The sequence below is a fragment of the Veillonella parvula genome, from assembly GCF_032577575.1.
Taxonomy (GTDB): Bacteria; Bacillota; Negativicutes; order Veillonellales; family Veillonellaceae; genus Veillonella.
The window spans coordinates 575,638-598,289 of sequence record NZ_JAWFVO010000001.1 but is presented as its reverse complement, the minus strand read 5'-3'; the positions used below and the strand labels follow the sequence as shown (position 1 = coordinate 598,289).

Genomic DNA, 22,652 nt, shown 5'->3' with positions numbered 1-22,652 from the left:
TATGACAGAGCTAGAATTTGAAAATAAATTAATTGAGCAATTATCGACGGGGATTGTTACTAATGCAGCTAAGTCTAATCAAATAGGCGATACAATAGATGCTTATGGAAATATGAAGGTTTATAAAAGCAAACTCTGGAAGTATGAGCCAACTATAAAAACAACAGAGGCACTTTGGGATAACTTCCGCAAAATTTTGTACCAATTGAATCAAAATCAACTGACACAACCATTAAGTGATACGGAATTTAAACAAGTTCAAAAGGTGATTAATGAACTGTATACACCATATCAAGCAGGGCAGTTTCTATATGGTATCAATGGCGTATCCCAAGTAGAGGTTGACCTAGATGATGGCCGTCATGTATTTTTAACAGTATTTGATCAAAAACAAATTGGGGCAGGTAATACTGTCTATCAAGTAGTTAGTCAAATTAAGCGAGAGCCGCTAATTGCAGGTCGTCCAGAACGCCGTTTTGACACAACGCTACTTATTAATGGTTTACCTATTATTCAAATTGAGGAAAAATCTGTTAAACATCATGTAGATGAAGCATTAAATCAAATGCATCAATATATTCAAGAGAAACAATACAGTGATATTTTCTCAACAGTTCAAATTCTAGTTGCAATGACGCCAAATAGAATTAAATATATGGCGAATACTACGGCGGATTTATTTAATAAAGACTTTGCTTTTGAATGGCAAAATCCTAATGATAACAAGGTTGTTCGCAATTGGACCACCTTTGCAGATATGTTCCTTAGCATACCAATGGCACATCAAATGTCTACATTGTTTACTATTCTTGACGGTACTAAGAATAAACAAATGCTTAAGGTTATGCGTCCTTATCAAGTATATGCAACAAAAGCAGTTTTAAATGAATTAAAACGGGCTGATTTCGATTTGCCAATTAATAAATTAGGTTATGTCTGGCATACAACAGGATCAGGTAAAACGATTACTAGTTTCAAAACTGCCTGGTTGGCGAGTCGCATGCCAAATGTTGATAAGGTAGTATTCGTAGTTGACCGTATAGCGTTAACGAAACAAACTGAAGCAAATTATAAGGCATATGACCCTGAAGGTTCTATTGATATTGATGGTAAACAATTTGATACTGTTGGTGGAACAGAAAATACTTCAGCGTTAAAGAAAAAATTAAATGAAAAAGGGTATGGCATCATTGTTACCTCTGTACAAAAACTAAATACTCTCATTAATCGTAAAGACTTTGTAGTACCTAATAAGAACTTTGTGTTTATTGTCGATGAGGCACATAGGTCTACCGGTGGTGAAAGCTTTGAGGACTTACAAAAAGTATTCAAAGGTGCTGCTTGGGTTGGCTATACAGGAACACCTATGTTTGATAAGGTGGTCGGTAAAAAAGGCACTAAGACACATGAGGTCTTTGGTAAGTTGTTACATGCGTATACTATTCGCGAAGCTATTGCAGATAAAAATGTATTAGGTTTTAAAGTGGATTTTGAAACGACTATTGCCGAAGATCAAATGAAACAAGAGTACTTACCCAAATTTTATAAGGCACAATATCCTGATTGGAATGAACAAGATATTGAACGTAAAATCGCTAACCTTACCGACAATGATATGGATGATATGATTGAACCAAGTTTCTATGATAATAATCCTAATCATGTACGATTGGTAGTGGAAGATATATTTAAAAATTGGCGAAACCGTTCTAATGATGGTGCCTATAACGCTATGCTCACTACTCATGTAGGTGGGAATAGACCAAGCACACCAATGGCACTAATGTACTTTGAAGAATTTGAACGAGTGAATCAAGAACGCAAAGAGCAAGGGCTTCCTACGTTAAAAGTTGGTATTACTTTCAGCATGAGTACTAACAATAGCGATAACCAATTAACTACAAATGATGGTCTGTTACGTGCTATGAAACATTACAATAAAATGTTTGGTACTAGTTTTGGCCTAGATGATGTATCTGGTTATACTCAAGATTTAACAACACGTTTAAATCGTACAGCACAAGATGGGCAGTATTTAGATATAGTTATTGTTGTGGATCAACTATTAACTGGTTTTGATGCACCGCAGCTAAATACACTTTACGTGGATCGTACATTAAAGGATGCAATGCTAATTCAGGCTTACTCAAGAACAAATCGTATTGCCGATAATCAAGACAAGCCATGGGGTCGTGTAGTCAATTACAGATGGCCAACTAAGAACGAAGAGCTCATGAACCGAGCTTTGAGTATTTATGCGAATAAACACTCTGCTGATGTACAAGACACATTAGTAGATACAAAAGTTTTAGTTGATAGTGGTGTTTTAGCCAAACCGTTCAAAGAACAATTTGAAGAAGTAAAACAAATGGTAGATCGTCTTGCAGATATGACGGATAACTTTACAGAGGTTCCTGCTAGTGAAGCTAAGCAAGAAGAAATGTTTAATCTTATGCGTATATATAGCGCTGGAATGTCAAAGCTAAAACAATATGATCCAGATGTTGTTAATGGAGAAGACATCGGATTTGACTATGATAATCCAGATGAACTTGTTACATTGCTCGGGATGACACCTGAACAAGAAGAAATGTTAACCACATCTCTGTATAACGACTTGAAAGAACGTATTGCTGAAAATCATGATGTACCAGTTGCTCAAATTGAACTACGTATGATACATGTAAAGCAAATTAGTGTTAACTATGATTATCTTACTGAATTAATCGAAGCGTTAATGAATGCTGTTCATGAAAAACGTATGGATGCAGCTGCGGATTATCGTGAAAAAATTAATGATTTTGCAATGGCTTTAGATGATCGTCAATATGCAAAACAAATTAATAATGCAGTTGATGCAATTTATAAAGGTACGTACCCACCAGAAGGAAAGGAAATCCAATATCCTGTAAAGTTAACTAGTTTAGAAGTCATTGAAGATGTAAATACAATGATTATGAAGGATGATATTTTTGATTTCCGCTTAAAATGGGGGATTATTGATGTTATTAGTAATGACGAAATATTAGATCTATTTTCTCGACATACAGCTGGAAAACAGGATTTAGATAGTACGGGTAGAATTAGTAAACTAAAAAAAGATGCTCGTGCGGAATATAAAGTAAAAGCACAAGATGCAGATATTGTAAGCCTTAATAAAATCAAATATGGTAATGAACTTGTGGAAGCTTTATATAAATTTGCAGATTCTTATGTTAATGAAAGGTAGTGTTGTTATGATAAAAGGGAAGCGAGATTGTAATGAGTAAAGAAAAACGGAGAGTACCTAAATTACGATTTCCAGGATTTACTGAAGATTGGGAACAGTGTGAGTTAGAAGAACTTTGTAATGTTTATGATGGCACACATCAAACTCCAAGATATACGAATAGTGGTGTGATGTTTGTTAGTGTGGAAAATATTAAAACATTAGAATCAGATAAATATATTTCTGAGGAGGATTTTAAGAGTGAATTTAAAATTTTTCCGGAGTATGGTGATATTCTACTAACTCGTATTGGTGATGTTGGTAGTGCTAATATAATTTTAGATAATATAAAACGTGCCTATTATGTAAGTCTTGCATTGTTAAAACCGAAAGATATAAATTCTTTATTTCTATTAGCATTATTAGCTTCATCTTCAGTGCAATCAGAGATTTGGAGAAGAACTTTACATATTGCATTTCCTAAAAAGATTAATAAGAATGAAATTAGTAAAGTGATAGTAAATAAACCTTCAATTCCTGAACAGGAGAAAATAGGCGAGTTAATTTATGCATTAGATCGAACTATTACCCTTTATCAGCGTAAGCTTGATCATCTAAATATGAAGAAAAAAGCGTTGCTTCAGAAACTTTTTCCTAAAAATGGAGAGCGATATCCTGAGCTTCGTTTTCCTGAATTTACTGAAGATTGGGAACAGTGTAAGTTGGGGGATGTTGCAAATATAAAAACTGGGTCTCGAAATCAACAAGATTCTGTCACAAATGGTCAATTTCCATTTTTTATAAGATCTGAAAAAATTGAGAAACTCGATACATATGATTTTAATACTGAAGCAATACTTGTTCCTGGTGATGGTCGAATTGGTGAAATTTTTCACTATTATAATGGTAAGTTTGCTCTTCATCAACGTGTATATAAGGTAGATAATTTCAAAGGGGTAGATGCATTTTACTTATTATATTTATTTCACTGCAGATTTAAAGAACACGCATTACGTTTAAATGCCCAAGGTACTGTTCCGTCATTAAGATTGCCTATGTTTACGGAGTGGAATATATGTATACCTTCCCTTCAAGAGCAAATTTGTATTGGGAGAGTATTAAATAAATTTGAATTAATGATTACCCTTCATCAGCGTAAGTTAGAACACTTACAACTTCAGAAGAAAGCTTTATTGCAGCAATTATTTGTTTAAATTTAGGAGCGACTAGATGTATCGATTCTTACTTAGCTTAAGCTCTTTTTCAGCTGGAGGCATATTGTATCTGTTTACCAATCCATTAAATTTATCATTGGAATATTATTGGTTGATAGTATTATTAGCATTTTTTATGTTCCTTTTAGTTGCACTTTGTTTAGAGTCTTGTTATCGTATCTTTTATCAAGATGAAAATGACACATTAATAGTTCAAGAAATTCAACCAATGGAGCAAGATATTATACCAATTTATATAGGCTTATTTGTTATAATGCTTAGTATTGGAAACCTTTCAATTGACTTACAAGTTTTATTGATTTTGGTTTTATTTACTATTTGGTGGAAACTTTTAGAACAGTCTTACTATTTTAATATTTTTTGGTTAACTAAATATCGATTATATAAAGTTAAAGATTTAGAAGGAAATATCTATAGTGTTTATACGAAAAGAAAAGATCTAAAGCTTACAAGAGTCAAACCTGAGGAGAAATTTAACTTAGTTCGTATTAATAATTTTTCGTTTATAGAAATTGAGGAGTAGTATGATAATAGCAAAATGTAAGAGGGAATATAAAGTATTAAATTTAAAGAAATCAGATGTTGATCATTTATATATTTCGCCTATAACAAATGAAATGCACTTAATTGAGTTTAATGCAGAATCAAAATGTGAAAATGATGAATGGTTGTTTATCAATCTTTCAAATTATAAAGATGAAATTATTACTCCTTTTATAAGGCTATTTGATTCAACAGCAAATTTAAATATATTTGATAATGATAGCTTTAAAACTGTGGAGTTTTTACTCAGTAAACCTAGTGAAACTAATGAGTTTATTTTGAAAAAAATTACAAATTCTAAACGTGTTGAGAATATGTCAATTTTACAGATTAATGGTAATCAAGTAGGCCCGAGAAAATTAAAAGTACTTAATATTCCTAATGGGATTCAATTAGATGGTACTATTGATGCTTACTATGATGGGGAGGGGAAATTATATTTTAAGGATTTTAGTAAGATACATAAAATCTTTATGGGTCTTGATATATTTTATCGTGAAGCAAATAAAGAAGAAGTAGAAGAATTCAAAAATAATACTTGTTTAGATTTATCAGGTTATACAAGCGATATTGGAATCCGCAATTTAAAAATGATTGCATTAATAAAAGATAATCCGAAAATTAGACTAGATGATTCTGATTATATTAGTAGCATGATCAATCAGGCTAACTCTTTCGAATCGATTACTCTCCAAGTTGATAATAATAGATTTATAATTCGTAATGAATCTGATTTGTCGCAATTCCTTAAGTTAGCATTGGGGCGTTATTATATTAATCCATTAACAGACGATAAAATGATTGCTAGTACTACAAAAGTAATAAATTAATAAAGGAGATTTTGTATGGCAGAATCAAAAGCACAGAATATTTCAAGCCAATTATGGGCTATTGCCAATGATTTGCGTGGCACAATGGATGCAGGTTCTTTCAAAGATTACATTCTTCCATTTTTATTTTATAAATATCTTTCCATTCATCAAGAAGAGTATTTAGTTAATAATGATTTGGTTGATATTTCAGACGGCAAATCTGTTAATGAGGCATATAAGGAACTTGTCGAAGATGCAGGTTTAGAGGCTTGTTTAATTGATATTGCTGGCACATTAGGGTATGCCATTAATCCTGAGGATACATGGGCTTCTTTAACTGAAAGTATTCATAATGGTTCCGTTATTCCTAGTGATTACCAACGATTATTTGAAAACTTTAATAAGAATGCTGAAATTAATAAAGAAGCTGCAGCAGATTTTAGAGGTATTTTTAACTATATTAACCTTGGTGACTCTGGACTTGGATCAACAACAGCAGGTAGAACCAAGACTTTAAATGCAGTTGTTACTAAAATTGATGAAATCGAGTATAAAGATGAAAATGGTAAGGATATACTTGGTGAGATTTATGAGTATTTAATTGGTAAGTTTGCAGCTAATGCTGGTAAAAAAGGTGGGGAGTTCTATACACCTCATGAAGTTAGTCAAATCTTGGCTAAAATTGTTACTGGTAATATACAATCTCAAAATGATACTTTCACAGTCTATGACCCAACAATGGGTTCTGGATCATTACTATTGACGGTTCGTAATGAATTGCCTGATGGATCTCGTCAAGGTGCGGTTAGCTTTTATGGGCAAGAATTAAATACGGTAACATATAACTTGGCTCGTATGAACTTGATGATGCATGGTGTTACGTATAATAATATGACACTAAATAATGCTGATACTCTTGAAAGTGATTGGCCAGATGGTCCTGATCGTGATGGTATCGATAGACCACGTTCCTTTGATGCGGTTGTTGCGAATCCTCCATATTCTGCTAAATGGGATAATAATGAAAGTAAACTTAAAGATCCACGCTTTAGTGAATATGGTAAATTAGCACCAGCCTCTAAAGCAGATTATGCTTTTATATTACATAGCTTATATCATCTAAATAATGAAGGTACAATGGCAATCGTTTTACCTCATGGTGTTTTATTCCGTGGCGCAGCAGAAGGTAAGATTCGCCAAACTATTATAGAAAAGAATTACCTTGATACGGTGATTGGTTTGCCTACGAACTTGTTCTATGGCACAAGTATTCCTACAACAATTCTTGTGTTTAAGAAAAATCGTACGACTCGAGATGTACTATTTATCGATGCCAGCAATGAATTTGAAAAAGGTAAAAATCAAAATAATTTAAGCGAAAAAAATATCACTAAAATTATTGAAACATATCAAAATAGACAAGATGTTGATAAATATGCACACGTTGCATCTATCGAAGAGATTAAAGAGAATGACTATAATCTAAATATTCCTAGATATGTAGACACATTTGAGGAAGAAGAAGAACTTGATCTTGATGAAATCAATCGTATGATTGAACAAGATAACCAAGAAATTGCACAACTTGAAAAAGAAATAGCCGAACAATTAGCCCTATTAGGCGTCAAAATGTAAGGAAAAGCGGTAGAAAAGACCAAATAGGACTTTTCTACCGCTTTTTGTATTTTTTTTTATTTATATAAGGAGTAGTTTGATGCCGGTTATTAAGCAACATTATGTGCCACAGTTTTTTTTAAGATTTTTTGGTTGGAAGGGCAAGAAAAAATATCTTATTAATATATATAACATACAGAATTTAATAAATCATGAGAATGTATGCGTTGAAGATATTTGTCGAGAAGAATATTTTTATGGAGAAGATGGTATAATCGAGACTGATTTAGCTAAATTAGAGACTGAATGGGCTAGTAATTTTAGGAGGGTTATAGATGGAAGAAGACATACTCTTTTACCTAAGATAAAAGTATCCATATATAAATTTATAGCTTATCAATTACTAAGGACTTTAAGTGCAAAGAAATACTTAGATGACAGTATAACAGGATTAGAAGATCTTTTAAGATATAAAGGAATAAAATTACAACCTTTAAAGAAAGATATTAAGATTCTACTTAGTATGCCTGATGAAGTATATGAAGCAATAAGAGATTTAAATTCGGTAATTATTGATAATACAACTGATGTTGACTTTATTATATCTGATAATCCATGTATATGCACAAATATTTTTACCAATATTGCTATTGGTCTTAAATTAATCGGAACTATTATTTTTATCCCAATTTCTCCAAAGCGTTTACTATTACTTTATGATAGAAAATCGGTAAATCTGAAGCTTATGAATTATAGAATTATTAATAAGGAAGAAATTAATAGCATTAATTCATATCAATATATAAATGCTAATCAATTACTGATTGGCAATAATTTTGAGTTTTTTACTAATAAAGTGCATATCTCTAAATTAGAAGGTTATAGAAAGCAGAAAATGGAATATAATAAAATTGATAGTGTTGAAGCTGGACGAAAATTACTTGTTACTAATAAAAGCGATTTTATTCCATATTACGTTAATATTCCATGGATAGAATTAGATTATTCTCTAGGATTAATTCCTGAAATAAGTAGATATCCAATAAGTAGAATAATTGATAAAGATCAACTTGATTTTAACTTAAAGATGATTAAACACAGTGATATATATAGTGGTGTAATTCAAGATTATTGGAAGCATCATATTTAGAAATAAAAATAATATATGATTAAAAAAATAAATCTCCTAGGTGTTTAATTTATAGATTAATATTACCTGAAAGGAATGCACTAAGTTATGGAAAATCTTGGTAATTCACTATGCCAAAGTAATGGATGGATATTAGAACAGAAAAATAATTATAAAAAATGCTATAAGGCAGTTGAGCTTTCTTTAGGTGATGCAAAAATGGAAAAGCGTGTAGTTGAATTAAGAAGAAATTATTTTAAAGCTGGTGGCTTATTTACAATATTGATGGTCTTCCTTACCACGGTGACCTCTAATGTTAATCCTAGTATTACGAATGGAGTTATAGGTATAAATTTTCAAAATTATATAACGGTAACAACAATTGTATTAGTTGGAGCCATGATTATTTTATATTCGATAACAATGTGGTTCGATTATAAGTTGAAAAAACATAAAATTTATTATCTTGTACCTTATTTTTTCTTGTCGGTAGTAGTACTACTTTTAGCTATTGGAATAGAAACGAGTAATGCGCTAGTTGCTATTCTAATTTTTATCTTTAGTTTATTATCTTTTCTTTTACCGATTGCATACTTTATTTACCATAAAATAATAGACTATGATGCTCGTTTAATAGTTTTAGATGAGCTCATTGAAGCTCTAGAAAATAAATAGTCAATAATAAATAGAGATGATTACGGATGGATTAACCATAGTAATTATCTCTATTTTATTTTATATAAATTTTGACTTCATTTTATTTTCATTTATTATAGTAAAGACGTATAATATAAATATCATTATATATAGTTTTCCTGAAAGGGGATTTATTATGAGTGTTAGTTATGTAGGGGAATTATTTGGTAGAGAGAGTATATTAGATTCTTTATCAAACCGTCTTGAGATTGCCTTAAAAGGGAAAGGTTGCATTGATTTATTACATGGTGATGCTGGAATTGGTAAAAGTGCAATAATAAATAAGTTTGCTACCCTACATCCAGAAGTACAAACCCTGTATGTACAATGTTCAGCTTTGACTGATGCAGATGATTTGTATAAGCCTTGTTCGGATCTTTTGAATAGTATAGAGTCGATTAAATGGCAAGAACAATCTAAAGTGAAAAAGTTCTTTGGCTCTTTTAATATGGAAAAAGTTTTTGATGTAGGTGGTAAGATTCTGGGATTTATTCCTGGATTGGAATTACCGAGTGCAATTATTGACCTAGCTATCTCTGCCTATGCAGGGGATACAAATCCGGAGGTGTTAGCCGAGACCTATAAAAATGATAAAGTTAAGCTCTATTCAGATATTATATTGGGCCTTAGTATGGAGAAACCGTTAGTTGTAGTTTTTGATGATCTTCATTGGGCAGATCGAGGGACTATCAATGTGTTTAAACATATATTTCAAATTATGTTGGAGGCTCGACAAGGATTAAATAATAAAAAATTTAATTTGTTATTAATTGGTTCATTACGAGGTTCAGAAGCTAAGGCTGATTCACTTCATAATGGTATTAATGAAATGTTTAGCTTTATGGATCGTTACAATTTTGGCCGAACTCAAAAATTGATGATTCAACATGAGGTCCAAGAACTAGATGCTGCATCAGTTCAAGCTCTTATTACCTATAATTTTGATAATGATGAAAAACTTTCTGACGGATTGAAACGTTGGTTATGTGAGTCTAGTAATGGTAATCCGTTGTTATTGTCCAATCTTATAGATGTATTACGCGAAAATGGTGCAGTTGAAAGTACGTCCACTGGATGGATCGATTTTAATGAAGTTAGTTATGTATCTGATGGTCCTGTATTAAAAGGTAGAATGTTACGTCTTGAAAAGCAAGGAGCCTTTAGAAGTAAGTCTGTAGTCGCTCTTGAGGCATTGCGCAACTTAACAGATACAGAATTGAAGATTCTATATGTAGCCTCTATTTTTAAGGAATATTTTACTATTGAAAGCTTAGCTCATGTTTGTAAGATTATTGAATCAGATTTATACTGGCCAATTAATAGATTAATTAAAATGGGCTTTATTGTTGAACAAGATGAAGTAGATAATGGATTAGAAGTCCAAAATCGCTACCAAATTAAATCTAAAGCCTTAATTGAAGCACTTCGAAATGATATGTCTGTTCATCAAATTACTTATTATGAGGATTCTTTAGGTGAGTATTATTCTTCTAAAATAAAAGATATTGACTATATGGAAGAGACTGTTGATAGCTTAGACTTATCTGATATAGTTGCTAAACCAGTTATCTCTGATAAGTATAGTAAGATTAATAAAGTTAGAGATTTCTATCATAAAATGGCTTCTTATCATTATATGAAAGGTAAAAACTCACTAAAAGCGATAGAACATGGTTTATTTGGCATTGAACGACTAGTAGAGCGATATAAAGAAACTAAAGAACAAACACCGTCGCCTTTAGAGTTGGATGGATTATATAAGACTATTGAGTCTCAGATTTCTTTATATGATACTCTTTTTGATAAGGTGATAGATGAATTGATTTTAGTTAAACATAACGATAATGAATTAATTCAACATCTCAAAATACGTGCATTAAAAATCTATGCTCAATTTTATGGCTGCTTTGGTCAATATTCTAAAGCTAGTCAATATTTAAATACGGCTCTTATGTTAACCAGCTTTACTGAGTCAGAGATAGATGACGCAGAGTTAATGTTAGCTGTTGCAGAGATTAATATTGATAGTGGTAATTTTACAAAAGCAGGACAGATAATAGGAAGGCTTTTAGACTATTTAAAGGAGTATGGGAATTCTTGGGAGCCATCACAATATGACGATATAATTGAGGATCTATTATTACTAATTAGTATTGATTCCTCCTTACAGGCCAAATATATATCTAAAATGACTTCAGTTGCTATTACACTAAAGTCTGAATGTATTATTGATGCACAGTTTGCAGAGCTTGAATTTTATTTGCGTCATAATGATCTTGAGAGAGCCAAAGAATTAATAATACAAATAGAAAGCACACATTCAGATATAAACTGGGCCCATTATTTAGGCACTCAAATATGTACATTATGTTTATATAAGATTCCAAAAGATGTTGATGAACAGTTAGAGCTTTTAGCTGATGATTGGAATGCTCAATATAATTATAAACTAAAAAAAGATTATCAATGGGGCTTGAATGTATGTAACTTATTTTTACCAATCTTGTTAAAAGAAATTAAATCATTAGATGAGGACTCAATGTCTATCACTGTAGAGGAGGCATTGGCACTTTTATCATGGCTTTATAGTTTTTTAAGATTAAAGCCGAATGTTGCTATTCAAAATCATACGGATGATGAATATATTCAATCGGTTTATAAAGGCCGCGCTCTAGAGTTACAATCACAAGCGATTAATATTTTAGAAGTTAATAAGCATAATATTGATTTACAGGCTATTTATAACTGGTTTTATAATCAGATTAAAAGTGGACTATATATAGAAGAAAGGGACTCCATATTGCGATACTTTTTAACTAGCTGGCCTGAGTATATTGATAGTAAACATATAGAATATTTATTTATAGAGTCTATGAATTCAACTGAAATAGTATCTAATATAAGTCGGTATGAAATTAATATAGCTGCGTGGCGTGACTATTATGAACTAAAACCAAGTAGTGGTTTAGCAGATTTAGTTGTTCATTCATTAGAAGAAACAATCAAAGCCTTAGGAAATAATCTGTTTGTAGTAAAATTGGTTGATGGAATATTATTAAAAATTAATGATTTTAAGAAACTTGTAGATTGTAATAAATATATTAGATTAGCAGTAGATATTTGTTTGGAATATAGCGAGTATCATGAGGCTAGAAATCTTTTAAAATATGCATCTAAATTATTATCCGATGAACTAACTCTTAAGATAGATGAATTAGAAAATAAAGAAAATGAAAAGTGTTTAGATAAGAGTAATCTTGAATTATTTTCATATAATGGAGAGGATCAATTTTCTAGATTTATTACTGCTGAAAAACTAATTAATCAGGCAGAGTCACTTTTATCAGATTATGAATCTGATGAGGAAATAGAAGATTCTGATATTATTGAAGGATTAAAATTATATGTACCTGCTTATTATTTAATGAAAAACAATGAATATGCAGAAACTAAAATAGATGATATATGTGAGTGTATTGCAAATTATATTGATGAACTTGAAGAGGTTGATTTATCAGAACTCGTAGATATTTTTGGGGAAGAATCTATTTATGAGATTCCAGAATTAAGTCAACTTGTATTGCAACTCAAATTCCAGTATGAAGCATTACAAATTAATCAAACTCTAGGGGATGTTAATAGGGTTGTTGAATGTCTAGCAAATATGATTTCAGCTGTAGAGGAGGCCATTAATCCGGGTGAATCTAACGATGATGAGGATACTATTGAAAATGAACTAGAAGAGGGGCTTTCCTATAATGAAGTAGATAATGCACTAAAAGCATTAGATCTTTCAATTGAAGCTATTTTATCTTTACATCAACAATTATTAGTTGAAAATACTATGTTAGATACTGCATTAGAACAATATTTTGAATTTAATCAATTAAGTGGCTTTGATTTTGCTGATGAATATATTATTCCTAGTGTTAAATCATCTGTAGAGCAAATTGTACAGAATGTTGATAATCCTATTTTGACTAATTATGTTGATAGTTTGTTAGCTGTTAATGATCCATTTTAATTATTTTTAGTAACATGTATAGCCAAAGTTTCTAAATGATTCTTGGCTATAATGTTAGAGGTTATTATGAACAATATTTTTTCTTTTGCTACCTGTGAGTTATCTCAAGATGCTTTTATTTGTTGGTGTTTAAATTGGATTAATGAGCCAGATACTGTAGCTACACATAGATATCGTCAACTTGGTTTAGATTTACTAGCAAAGTTAATAGATAAGCCATCAAATTGTGATAAACTTTTAAAGGTAGACATCAAATCAATAGATAAAGTAATCTTGGTGCAGCAGGTTTTAAATATTGATGTGTTAGCTATAATTCCTAAATATAGGTTAGCTATTATTATTGAAGACAAAACAAGCACTAGTGAACATGGTAATCAAATTAGCTTTTATAAAGATTCTTTAGAAGTTGTGTTTAAATGCCATAAACCTTGGAATGCCTATACTAAATTGGAAAAAGCTTTTAAGTTAGTAGATCTTAATATAGAGAATGCCGACTTAGCTAATTATCATATCCATACCGTATACTTCAAGACGGGTTATTACTTTGATTATGATTGGCAAGTAGCTCATAGTGAATCAGTACATAATTATCTAACTGGACCTATGTTTTGGGATATTCTAAAAAATTATGATGACTGTGAAAGTGATATTTTAAGAAGTTATTGTGAGCATTTAAAAAAGCAACTAGATTGGTATCAAATTGTATCTACAATAAATGGACAATATGATGATGGATGTCACTATATAAAATGGGAACGTGTCACACAGCATGGCTTATTACAGATTATATTTGATAATGAAAATATAGATGGTTCCTGGTTATGGAAGGATATGAGTATCTATCCGAATCCATATAGTACTGGTACAAATCAGGGTGGTAGTCCATGGACTAATCGCCGTTTTTGGACTCGAACAGAGTCAGATGCTATTTGGTCCGAGCCACCTAGAAGCTTTAATCCCAGGATATTTTGGCGGATAGATCATGATTCAAAAGGAGCGTATTTATCTTTACGATATTATAATAATGATTCTACTAATCAGGGAAAGATAATACGCAAAAGAATATATAGTCAACTTAATACTTTGATTAATGATACTGTCACTGATGAGTTAGATCGATTAAATATTACTTATGAAAACTGTGTCGCTTGTCCTCGGCATGGAAATTATTATGAAAACACGTTGATTCATATTGGCATTGATAGAGTATTAGATTCTTGGGATGATAATAATGGAGAACCTTTTATAGGTTTAGTTAGAGCTATTGATAATAAGCTTAAAGAGGTAGTTATATCTTTTGATTGGAAAACCTTTAGGTTATAAAGCAAAATAGGGAAAGAAATCCTTAGATTTCTTTCCCTGTTTAGATATGATATAATTTATACCCAAGTGAGGCATAAATGGTTTGGTCGCCAGACTTCGCTTCTAGTATTTAAAATTGAAGAAACGGTCTGACATCATGTCAGGCCGTTTCTTCATGTTTAAATGGAGTTATTAGTTGTGTAACTCTCGTTTTCCGTATAATTTCAGGACTATAGCAATAATTGTATTTAACACAAATAGAGCGGCAAAACATTCTAAAGCAGTAGTATAGCCATATCCTGCTTCGTGAAAGTATGATACGAGCATAGGACCAACGATGCCCGCTAATCCCCAAGCGGTTAGGATACGGCCGTGAATAGTAGAAAGCTGGCGTATGCCATAGAGATCCGCAAGATAAGCTGGCATACAGGAGAAGCCGCCGCCATAGCAGGTGATAATAAGAAGGATTAAAATTTGGAATGTTAAAACACTATTTGTTTCGGCGAGTAAATAGAATGCGATGATTTGTATAATAAAGAATAGTATGTAAGTTTGTGCTCGCCCAAGGTAATCAGAGATAGTAGACCATGCAATGCGCCCACCGCCATTGAAGATACCGATGATACCAACCAGTGATGCAGCTGCTGTAGGTGTCATACCAATGGCTTCTTGCGCCATAGGGGAGGCTAAGGATAGTAGGCCTATACCACAGGTAATATTAATAAAGAATACCCACCAAAGGGCCCCGAATTGCCAAGTTTTCATGGCATCATTGGCTAGCATGCCATGGGTATGAACGTACATGGTGGATTTATCTTTCGTAGTTCGAGTTGGGTGTTTTGGTTGAGGTGCTTTCAAATATAGCGAAGAGGCGCTCATAATTACGAGATAGATTACACCGAGGATAATGAAAGTATCCACCAATCCAACCTGAGCTACAAGGTATTGCATAAGAGGCCCTGCAATGAGAGAAGCAAACCCAAAACCCATAATAGCTAAACCAGTAGCAAATCCTGGGCGATTTGGAAAGTATTTCACGAGTGTAGAAACTGGTGTTATATAACCAATGCCTAGTCCAATGCCACCGATGATGCCGTAGAAGAGATAGAGTAAGGTAAGATTGTGTATGCTAAGTGCATAGGCCGTACCCAATAATCCGGTTACCCAGAATAACATAGCGAGAAGTCCACTTTTCTTAGGACCAATTTTTCTGCAAAGGATCCAAGAAAGCCCGCAGATAGTCCGAGTATTAAAATGGCTAATGAGAATGTCCATGTTGTTTGCGATAAAGTAAAACCCATATCTGCCATAATAGGACGTGTGAGTACGCTCCATGCATATACGCTACCAATGGATATGTGCAGACCAATGGCTGCTAATGCAATAAACCAACGATTTCTCATAAGAAAACTCCTTTCATATAGGTGAGATATTCAGATATAGATAAAGAAGCATTTGTTACGGGAAGGCAATAAAAAAGACCATCTGAACAAAAGCTTGCCCAGACGGTCGGCTATTACACGATGTGTGCTACTGTGCATGTAGTTAATTCTACGTATCCGTCAGCCCAGTAGGAATATATTACAAATATAGCAATTGAAAGGACATCTTGTCGGTGATATAAGTCACTATCGTATGCACTATAAGGCTTTATAAAAGAAAAGAAGGAAAGAAACAATTCGATTCCTTTCTGTGTTTAGATATGATATAATTTATATAAAAGTGAGGCATAAATGGTTTCGACGCCAGACTTCGCTTCTAGAATTTAATGTTGAAGAAACGGTCTGACTCTCAATGTCGGGCCTTTTTTCATACCACGATTAGAAAGCTAGCTTTTAGCTAGAGGTCAATCACTTTGTTGCCATGATAATGGTCGCCACAAGTATGCCAAAGGAAATCATGAGCGATAACACTTTGAATGTACTCATATTGATCACCGCCAATCTCTAGAAGATTAGCAAAGGCTGGACCCATTTAGAGGCCTCAAGTTCAATATAGTGTTGTGAATAATAAAAGTAAATAGATTAGAGGTTCCTAATAGTCACCTAGGTGACCAATAGGAACCTCTTTCGTTTTGTAATTACTATCATAAAAACGAATTAACTATGTTACAATACAATTAATATTAGTGTTTAGTGGGGGAGATATTTATGAAACGTTGTATTACATTACTAAGTTTAGGTTTGTGTTTAGCGGCACCAATGCTTTCAAACGCTAACGATATTAGACCTCTAATACATGTTACGAATATACATAATGGTCAATATGATGAGGGTTTAGATGCTATTACAGAAACCAAGTTTTTTGGTCCGTATCAGTTCCGTGTATTGAAGGGCTCTGTGGAGACTAAAGGGGAAACTAAAGATATAGATGGCAGAGCCTTTAGAACCTCTGATGGTGTCTTCATGCATGTGAAGGCTAGATCTATCGATAATACAAGTATTTCTTTAGATAAAGAGATTGAAAAAATTGTTAAAGATAGAACGGTTCCTGAACCTACTGCAAAGATGGTATTGCCTATTAAGTATGATGTAACAGAGGTCGATAATGATGGTGTGCGTAGTTTACTAGCCGAATTTATGTATGGCTGGCCATTACATAATAGGACGGATATGGTATTAGTTACTGATTATGAAGACACTCGTTACTATTATAAGTTGCAGTTTTATAGAGACAAGTTACCAAATGGTGTTCGCATTGAGCAGTTGCGCCAGATGATTATGGATGCGCAGTTTAGTTATAAATAAGGTGTTTTTGATCAGACTTCCATATTTGTGTATCCTAATGTATTTAGTCAGTCTGTAATATTTAGCTGAACGGGTATAGTAAAAGTAAATTAAAAAGAGGTTCTTATGAGTCAACTTGTGACCATCAGGAACCTCTTTTGTTGCGCAAGAGTTTATATAGTTTTCAAACTATTATAATATGCTTTTACCTAAAGGAAATTATTATTTATTTAAGCTTTCAACAATGCTTACAATATCGGCTGCTTTTCGGGCAATATGTGTGACGCCTAGTTCTTGATGGAGAGATTCCTCTCTAAAGCCCCATGTAACACCGATGCAAAGTAGGCCGGAGTTTTCTGCAGTAGCTACGTCAACTTCAGAGTCACCTACATAAATAGATTCATTCGGTGTAGAGTTTAGTTCTTTTAAGGCTTGTAGTACCATATCTGGTGCTGGTTTACGTTGTAATCCTGGTCTTTCACCAATGGCAACAGGTAAACGATCGCCAAAGTACTCTTTATTGAGCGGTGTTACACCTTCTTGGATTTTGTTGGATACGATGGCTAATTTATAACCTTGTTCACGCAATACATCAAGCATATCTAGGATGCCTGGGTAAGGCGCTGTTGTGTCTTTTAAATGCTCACTATAGTAAGCTTTGAACTCATTGATATATGGCTCTAATTCATGATCAGCTACTGTACTTGGGAGACACTGACGCATTAAATAGGTTACTGCATTACCCAGAGCTGCTTTTACCTCTGCTAGCGATTTTTCAGGGAAGTTATGTGTACGTAGTACATGATTTACAGCATTGGCTAAATCTGTAGCTGTATTGAGCAATGTGCCGTCGCAATCAAAAATGATGGTAGTATATTTCATAGGGGCCTCCGATATTAAATCAATATGTACTTTTTAAGTATATGATAAATATGTAGAAAATCAAGAGAATAGACCTATTAGTTATTATAATTGTGTTACAATAATAGAAGTAATAAGTACAGTGTATAGGAGGCGTAGTATGACTGAAATACAAGCTCTTTTATTGATAAAATCCATCCTTGAATCCGCAGATATTCACGGTATTGAACATATTTTGAGTGAAGATTGTGAGTACATGTCTACAGGCCGTGGCATCATTGGGCGAAATCGTAATGAAACGGTTGAGTTTTTGTCTTCTATGACTGAGTCCATCAAGGCTGATAATGTTCCTGTTACCTGTAGGGTCATGCATATTACTGATGTGTACGAGGAGGATGCGCTGTTCCACGAGGGGCGTCATGGTTTAACTGTTTCTTATGAAAGCGACGATAATTACGTGTACATGATTTTTGTAGATGTAAATGATGAGGGCCTTGTAGACCGTATCGTTTCTAGTCAGGAGAACTACAGTATTGAGTATGACGATCTTCGCTTTGGTGATGATGAAAGTGAGTATTCTTTTATAACGCCGCTAACAACTGTGAAAGACTGGATTACAGCCCTCAGCATATGGTTAGAAACAGCCAATGTTGATGTTGATGATTTCTATCAATATATAGATGAAGACACACGTGTTGTGTTCCAAAAGGGTGATGCTGAATCTATTACCCTTGAAAGCGGTCTTGATGTAGAGGATTATTTTGATCAATTAATGAACCAACACTTTGATGCGGTGCCTCATATCATTCGAGATGAAGAAGATGGATTAATTTTAACCTACGGCCCTATGAGTGCCATTGCAACCCTCAATGAAGAGGGAGCATTAGCTCTTATCAGTATCTATATCGACACCCGTGATGAAGACGAAGCAACGGATGAGATTGGCTATATCGAAGAGGACTTAACGAAGGAAACTATAATTGAAGAGGATCTATATTAGTCGATACTACTCATTTGATATATTTAATCTAATTAGAATTAATAGATAAAATAAAAACTACCAGTTAAACATATATCTTTTAAACAGATCTTCTACTATGGAAGGAGAAGCTACTAGATATTATGAATAACTGGTAGTTTTTTGTATTATTTACATTTCGTCATGGTCTTTAATAAGCCCAGCTTTTTTCTTTTTCCAATAGGAATAGTAGAACGGCAAGATTACGATACAGCCGCCTAGACCCCATAGTAATTGGTTGGTTTGTGCTTGTGCAAGCATCCAGAGGGATGTGCCAATGGCGATGACTGGGATTAAGTAGCCACCAGGGATTGTGTAGGAACGAGCTTTGTCTGCCCATTTACGACGGAAGATAATAACAGCCAAACACGTTGGTAGATATTGTGTAAAACGAGATACCGCACTAATAGCTGCTAGTGTTGTAAAGGAACCGGACCATGCAAGTAATACACTGGCAATGGCAGTAACGATAGCTGCTATATATGGTGCATTATAACGATTACGTTTTGCCAAAGCACTTGGTAGCATACCATCTTCCGCCATAGATGTTGCCACACGAGGCGCATAGTAAGCTTCAGCAAAGTTGATACCGCCCATAGAGATTAAGGTACCTACTAATACGATATACATGCCAATAGGACCAACGATCACATTGAATGCATCTTGTACTGGAGCTTTAGTATTTGCTAAATCTGTACCAAGTACACCAATGGATACGGCAAGGATTGCCATATATAGAACCGATACGAGAAGCATACACATGATAATCGCACGTGGTAAATTCTTTTTAGGATTTTTCATATCCTCTGCAGCAATGGCAATAACTTCAAACCCTGTATAGGCAAAGAATAGAAGAACTGCAGCTTGGGCAAATGATCCATCTACATAGATGTCTTGAGGGAAGACTGGTGTAAAGTTAGCTCCATTTATAAAGAAAATACCAATTGCAATAAATAGGGCAAGAGGGACTAGCTTAGATATAGTGATTAAGTTGTTAACGAATTTGGATACATTAACACCAAATATATTTACAATGGTAAGACCTACAATTAAGATAAATGAAATGACATCCTTTGCAAAATCACCACTTAAAGCTGGTACTGCAGCACCTAATGCTGTAGCAAAGCCAACGGCCATAGCCGCCCATGCAATAACGGTTACGATCCATTTTAGAACGCCCACTTCAAAGGCCCAGAAATCACCTAAAGCATGTTTTGCATATAGATAAGGGCCTCCATTACGTGTGAATAGGCTAGCTGCCTCTGCAAAGCAAAGGGCGATACAACCTGCAATAACGGCGTCAAATAAGAGGACGCCTAAACTAGCGGAACCAATTATAGAATATGCTTTGTTTGGTAGTAGGAAGATACCTGTTCCTACAATACCATTTATTCCTAGGAGTACAATACTCCAAAAGCCAAATTTTCCTGTTTCTTTCATGATACAATCTTCCTACTATTTAGTTATATTTTCTTGAGTTGCTTTTACGAATGCAGTAAATAAACGCTTTGCATTTTCGTCATTTGTAGACATCATTTCCGGGTGGAATTGACAGGCGACTAACCAAGGATAGGATGGATCCTCTAAACCTTCTACGGTACCATCCTTAGCTCTTGCTACAACTTGTAATCCTTTACCGACATTTTTAACTGTTTGGTGATGATGGGAGTTCGTAATCCAAGTGTTACAACCTATAGCACCAGCCAGTTTTGATTTGGACTCAATATCTACCGTATGGGTACCAAGAGAAGGCGTTTGATTCTGAGAGTGTTTTATTGTACAGTTTTGATCATATTTTAAATCTTGGAATAAAGAGCCTCCACGATATACGTTTAAGATTTGTAAGCCACGACAGATACAAAAGATAGGAATTTGTTTTTCTTCTGCTGCTTTGATTAAAGCAAAGTCGAATTGATCGCGCTCTGGAAATACATCGCCAAGACCTTGTAAAGGTTCTTCTCCATAGTGGAGAGGGTATACATCATGGCCGCCGGATAATAGTAAGCCATCAAGCTTTGCTACCGTTTCACGAGCTACATCAAGATTTTTGGTAAACGGAATTATAACAGGGATGCCACCAGTTTCCTCAATAGAACGAGGATAATCTTGGTTTACGTAAGAACGTAACAAATCTACGTAAGGACCACCATTATCTCGTAAGATATTGCCGGATATGCCAATAAATGGTTTCGTCATAATATCACCTCATATGTGTAAAAATCTGTATAATCTTATGTTAGTGTATCAGATTTTCAGGGATAAAAACATTACTAATAGATATAATTATAAGCCTTATAATAGAGAAAATATGTTAAAGTTGATACATTTTACTATATTTTATTTTAAGATATAGTTGTATCTGTTTATTGCGAAACATGGTATGATAAACTACGAATGAACTGTGCGGGAGGTTTACTATGGTTTTTCTAACATCCTTACAAAGTATCATACCTATTGTACTGCTTATTTTGTTAGGATATATATTAAAAGGGCGGGGCATGTTTAACCCTACCTTTAGTGGTAATTTATCGCGATTTATCATGTCGGTTGCATTACCAGCGGGAGTATTTGTATCTGTATTACATCACCTACATACTTCAGATATATGGAATTTACGATATGGCATGTTAGTGGTTGTCTTAACATATGTTATTGCATATATCGTAGCTTTCATTATGATGAAAATGCTGAAAGTTCCTAAAGGACGACGTGGTATTTTTATCAATATGGTAGTAAATGATAACTGCTTATTTATTGGGTTACCAGTGCAAATTGCACTCTTTGGGCAAGATGCGCTGCCGTATTTCCTTTTATATTACATCGGTAACACTATTTCCGTATGGATGGTAGGGGTATTCCTTATAGAACTAGATCCACTACCAAATTCTGAAGTAGATTTTAATAATGGTTCCCATAAGATTGATAGTATAAATAATAGGTTAGTATCTACTAAAGGTAAAAGTAAGAAGCCTAAATTTGATTGGAAGAAGTTATTACCACCACCTTTGATAGGTTTTTTTGTGGCATTAATCTTCTTGTTCTTTGAAATTCCTTTACTTCCAATTTTGCATACTACCTTGAATTACTTAGGCGATATGGTAACCCCATTGTCGTTAATCTATATTGGTATTGTGCTTCATGATGCTGGCTTAAAAAGTATGCGTTTAAATAAAGACTCCATCGGTGGGATTGTAGGACGATTTGTCATATCCCCGATTATCATGTTCTGTTTGATTACGGCTTTACAATATGGAGCAGGCATTGTTCTAGAACCAATTGCAATCATTACCTTTGTTGTACAATCAGCAGGACCTGTTATTGCAGTATTGCCAATTGTAGCTAATGAATCAAAAGCTGATTTACCATTTGCTACAGGTTTAGTTATGATTAGTACCATACTATTTGTTGTAGTAATTCCAATTATAATGGAAATTTTAACAATGATAGGTATACAGGCTTAAAATAAGAAGAAGATTAAAATAAG

Annotated in this window: 16 protein-coding genes, 1 pseudogene and 1 riboswitch; of the genes and pseudogenes, 12 read left to right on the top strand and 5 right to left on the bottom strand. The window is 33.5% G+C overall.

Annotated features, from left to right (window positions below):
• Position 1: 1 nt before the first annotated feature.
• The 9 genes from E7K77_RS02805 (at position 2) to E7K77_RS02765 (ending at position 14,584) form a co-directional block, all read left to right on the top strand.
• Positions 2-3,229 (top strand): type I restriction endonuclease subunit R, encoded by a 3,228-nt coding sequence (locus tag E7K77_RS02805; RefSeq protein WP_227037078.1) that lies wholly within the window; start codon positions 2-4, stop codon positions 3,227-3,229.
• A 32-nt stretch (positions 3,230-3,261) separates the two neighbouring features.
• Positions 3,262-4,422, top strand: coding sequence for a restriction endonuclease subunit S (locus tag E7K77_RS02800; protein WP_227037077.1), 1,161 nt, complete (start codon positions 3,262-3,264; stop codon positions 4,420-4,422).
• Between the two features lie 16 nt (positions 4,423-4,438).
• Positions 4,439-4,966, top strand: coding sequence for a hypothetical protein (locus E7K77_RS02795; RefSeq protein WP_227037076.1), 528 nt, complete (start codon positions 4,439-4,441; stop codon positions 4,964-4,966).
• Position 4,967: 1 nt separating this feature from the next.
• The gene (locus E7K77_RS02790) at positions 4,968-5,816 is read left to right on the top strand and encodes a hypothetical protein (protein WP_227037075.1); all 849 of its coding nucleotides are present in this window, start codon (positions 4,968-4,970) and stop codon (positions 5,814-5,816) included.
• Positions 5,817-5,831: 15 nt separating this feature from the next.
• Positions 5,832-7,433, top strand: coding sequence for a type I restriction-modification system subunit M (locus E7K77_RS02785; RefSeq protein WP_227037074.1), 1,602 nt, complete (start codon positions 5,832-5,834; stop codon positions 7,431-7,433).
• Between the two features lie 79 nt (positions 7,434-7,512).
• Positions 7,513-8,562, top strand: a complete 1,050-nt coding sequence (locus tag E7K77_RS02780; protein WP_227037073.1) for a DUF4238 domain-containing protein — start codon at positions 7,513-7,515, stop codon at positions 8,560-8,562.
• Positions 8,563-8,649: 87 nt separating this feature from the next.
• Entirely contained in the window at positions 8,650-9,216 is a 567-nt protein-coding gene (locus E7K77_RS02775; RefSeq protein WP_227037072.1) for a hypothetical protein, read from the top strand.
• 157 nt (positions 9,217-9,373) lie between these two features.
• Complete coding sequence (locus E7K77_RS02770) at positions 9,374-13,261, top strand: AAA family ATPase (protein ID WP_256195449.1); 3,888 nt, start codon at positions 9,374-9,376, stop codon at positions 13,259-13,261.
• A gap of 66 nt (positions 13,262-13,327) precedes the next feature.
• Entirely contained in the window at positions 13,328-14,584 is a 1,257-nt protein-coding gene (locus E7K77_RS02765) for a hypothetical protein (protein ID WP_325306040.1), read from the top strand.
• A 171-nt stretch (positions 14,585-14,755) separates the two neighbouring features.
• Here E7K77_RS02765 and E7K77_RS02760 read toward each other — a convergent pair.
• Positions 14,756-15,966 (bottom strand): annotated as a pseudogene (locus tag E7K77_RS02760) (L-lactate MFS transporter).
• Positions 15,967-16,055: 89 nt separating this feature from the next.
• Positions 16,056-16,143: riboswitch (ZMP/ZTP riboswitch) on the bottom strand.
• Positions 16,144-16,402: 259 nt separating this feature from the next.
• Positions 16,403-16,537, bottom strand: a complete 135-nt coding sequence (locus E7K77_RS02755; protein WP_325306039.1) for a hypothetical protein — start codon at positions 16,535-16,537, stop codon at positions 16,403-16,405.
• 176 nt (positions 16,538-16,713) lie between these two features.
• On the opposite strand from E7K77_RS02755, the gene E7K77_RS02750 reads away from it, so the two are divergent.
• On the top strand, positions 16,714-17,310 hold the full coding sequence (locus E7K77_RS02750; protein WP_021148297.1) for a hypothetical protein: 597 nt from the start codon (positions 16,714-16,716) through the stop codon (positions 17,308-17,310).
• Between the two features lie 201 nt (positions 17,311-17,511).
• On the opposite strand, the gene E7K77_RS02745 is transcribed toward E7K77_RS02750, so the two are convergent.
• Positions 17,512-18,171: an HAD family hydrolase gene (locus tag E7K77_RS02745; RefSeq protein ID WP_215675527.1), complete on the bottom strand. Its 660-nt coding sequence runs from the start codon at positions 18,169-18,171 to the stop codon at positions 17,512-17,514.
• 139 nt (positions 18,172-18,310) lie between these two features.
• On the opposite strand from E7K77_RS02745, the gene E7K77_RS02740 reads away from it, so the two are divergent.
• Positions 18,311-19,150, top strand: a complete 840-nt coding sequence (locus E7K77_RS02740) for a hypothetical protein (RefSeq protein ID WP_215675529.1) — start codon at positions 18,311-18,313, stop codon at positions 19,148-19,150.
• 150 nt (positions 19,151-19,300) lie between these two features.
• Here E7K77_RS02740 and E7K77_RS02735 read toward each other — a convergent pair whose 3' ends face one another.
• Positions 19,301-20,608: an APC family permease gene (locus E7K77_RS02735; RefSeq protein ID WP_215675531.1), complete on the bottom strand. Its 1,308-nt coding sequence runs from the start codon at positions 20,606-20,608 to the stop codon at positions 19,301-19,303.
• 15 nt (positions 20,609-20,623) lie between these two features.
• Positions 20,624-21,364, bottom strand: a complete 741-nt coding sequence (locus E7K77_RS02730; RefSeq protein ID WP_215675533.1) for a gamma-glutamyl-gamma-aminobutyrate hydrolase family protein — start codon at positions 21,362-21,364, stop codon at positions 20,624-20,626.
• A gap of 221 nt (positions 21,365-21,585) precedes the next feature.
• Between E7K77_RS02730 and E7K77_RS02725 the strand changes: the two genes are divergently transcribed.
• Entirely contained in the window at positions 21,586-22,629 is a 1,044-nt protein-coding gene (locus tag E7K77_RS02725) for an AEC family transporter (RefSeq protein WP_038125434.1), read from the top strand.
• The last annotated feature ends 23 nt before the right edge of the window (positions 22,630-22,652 follow it).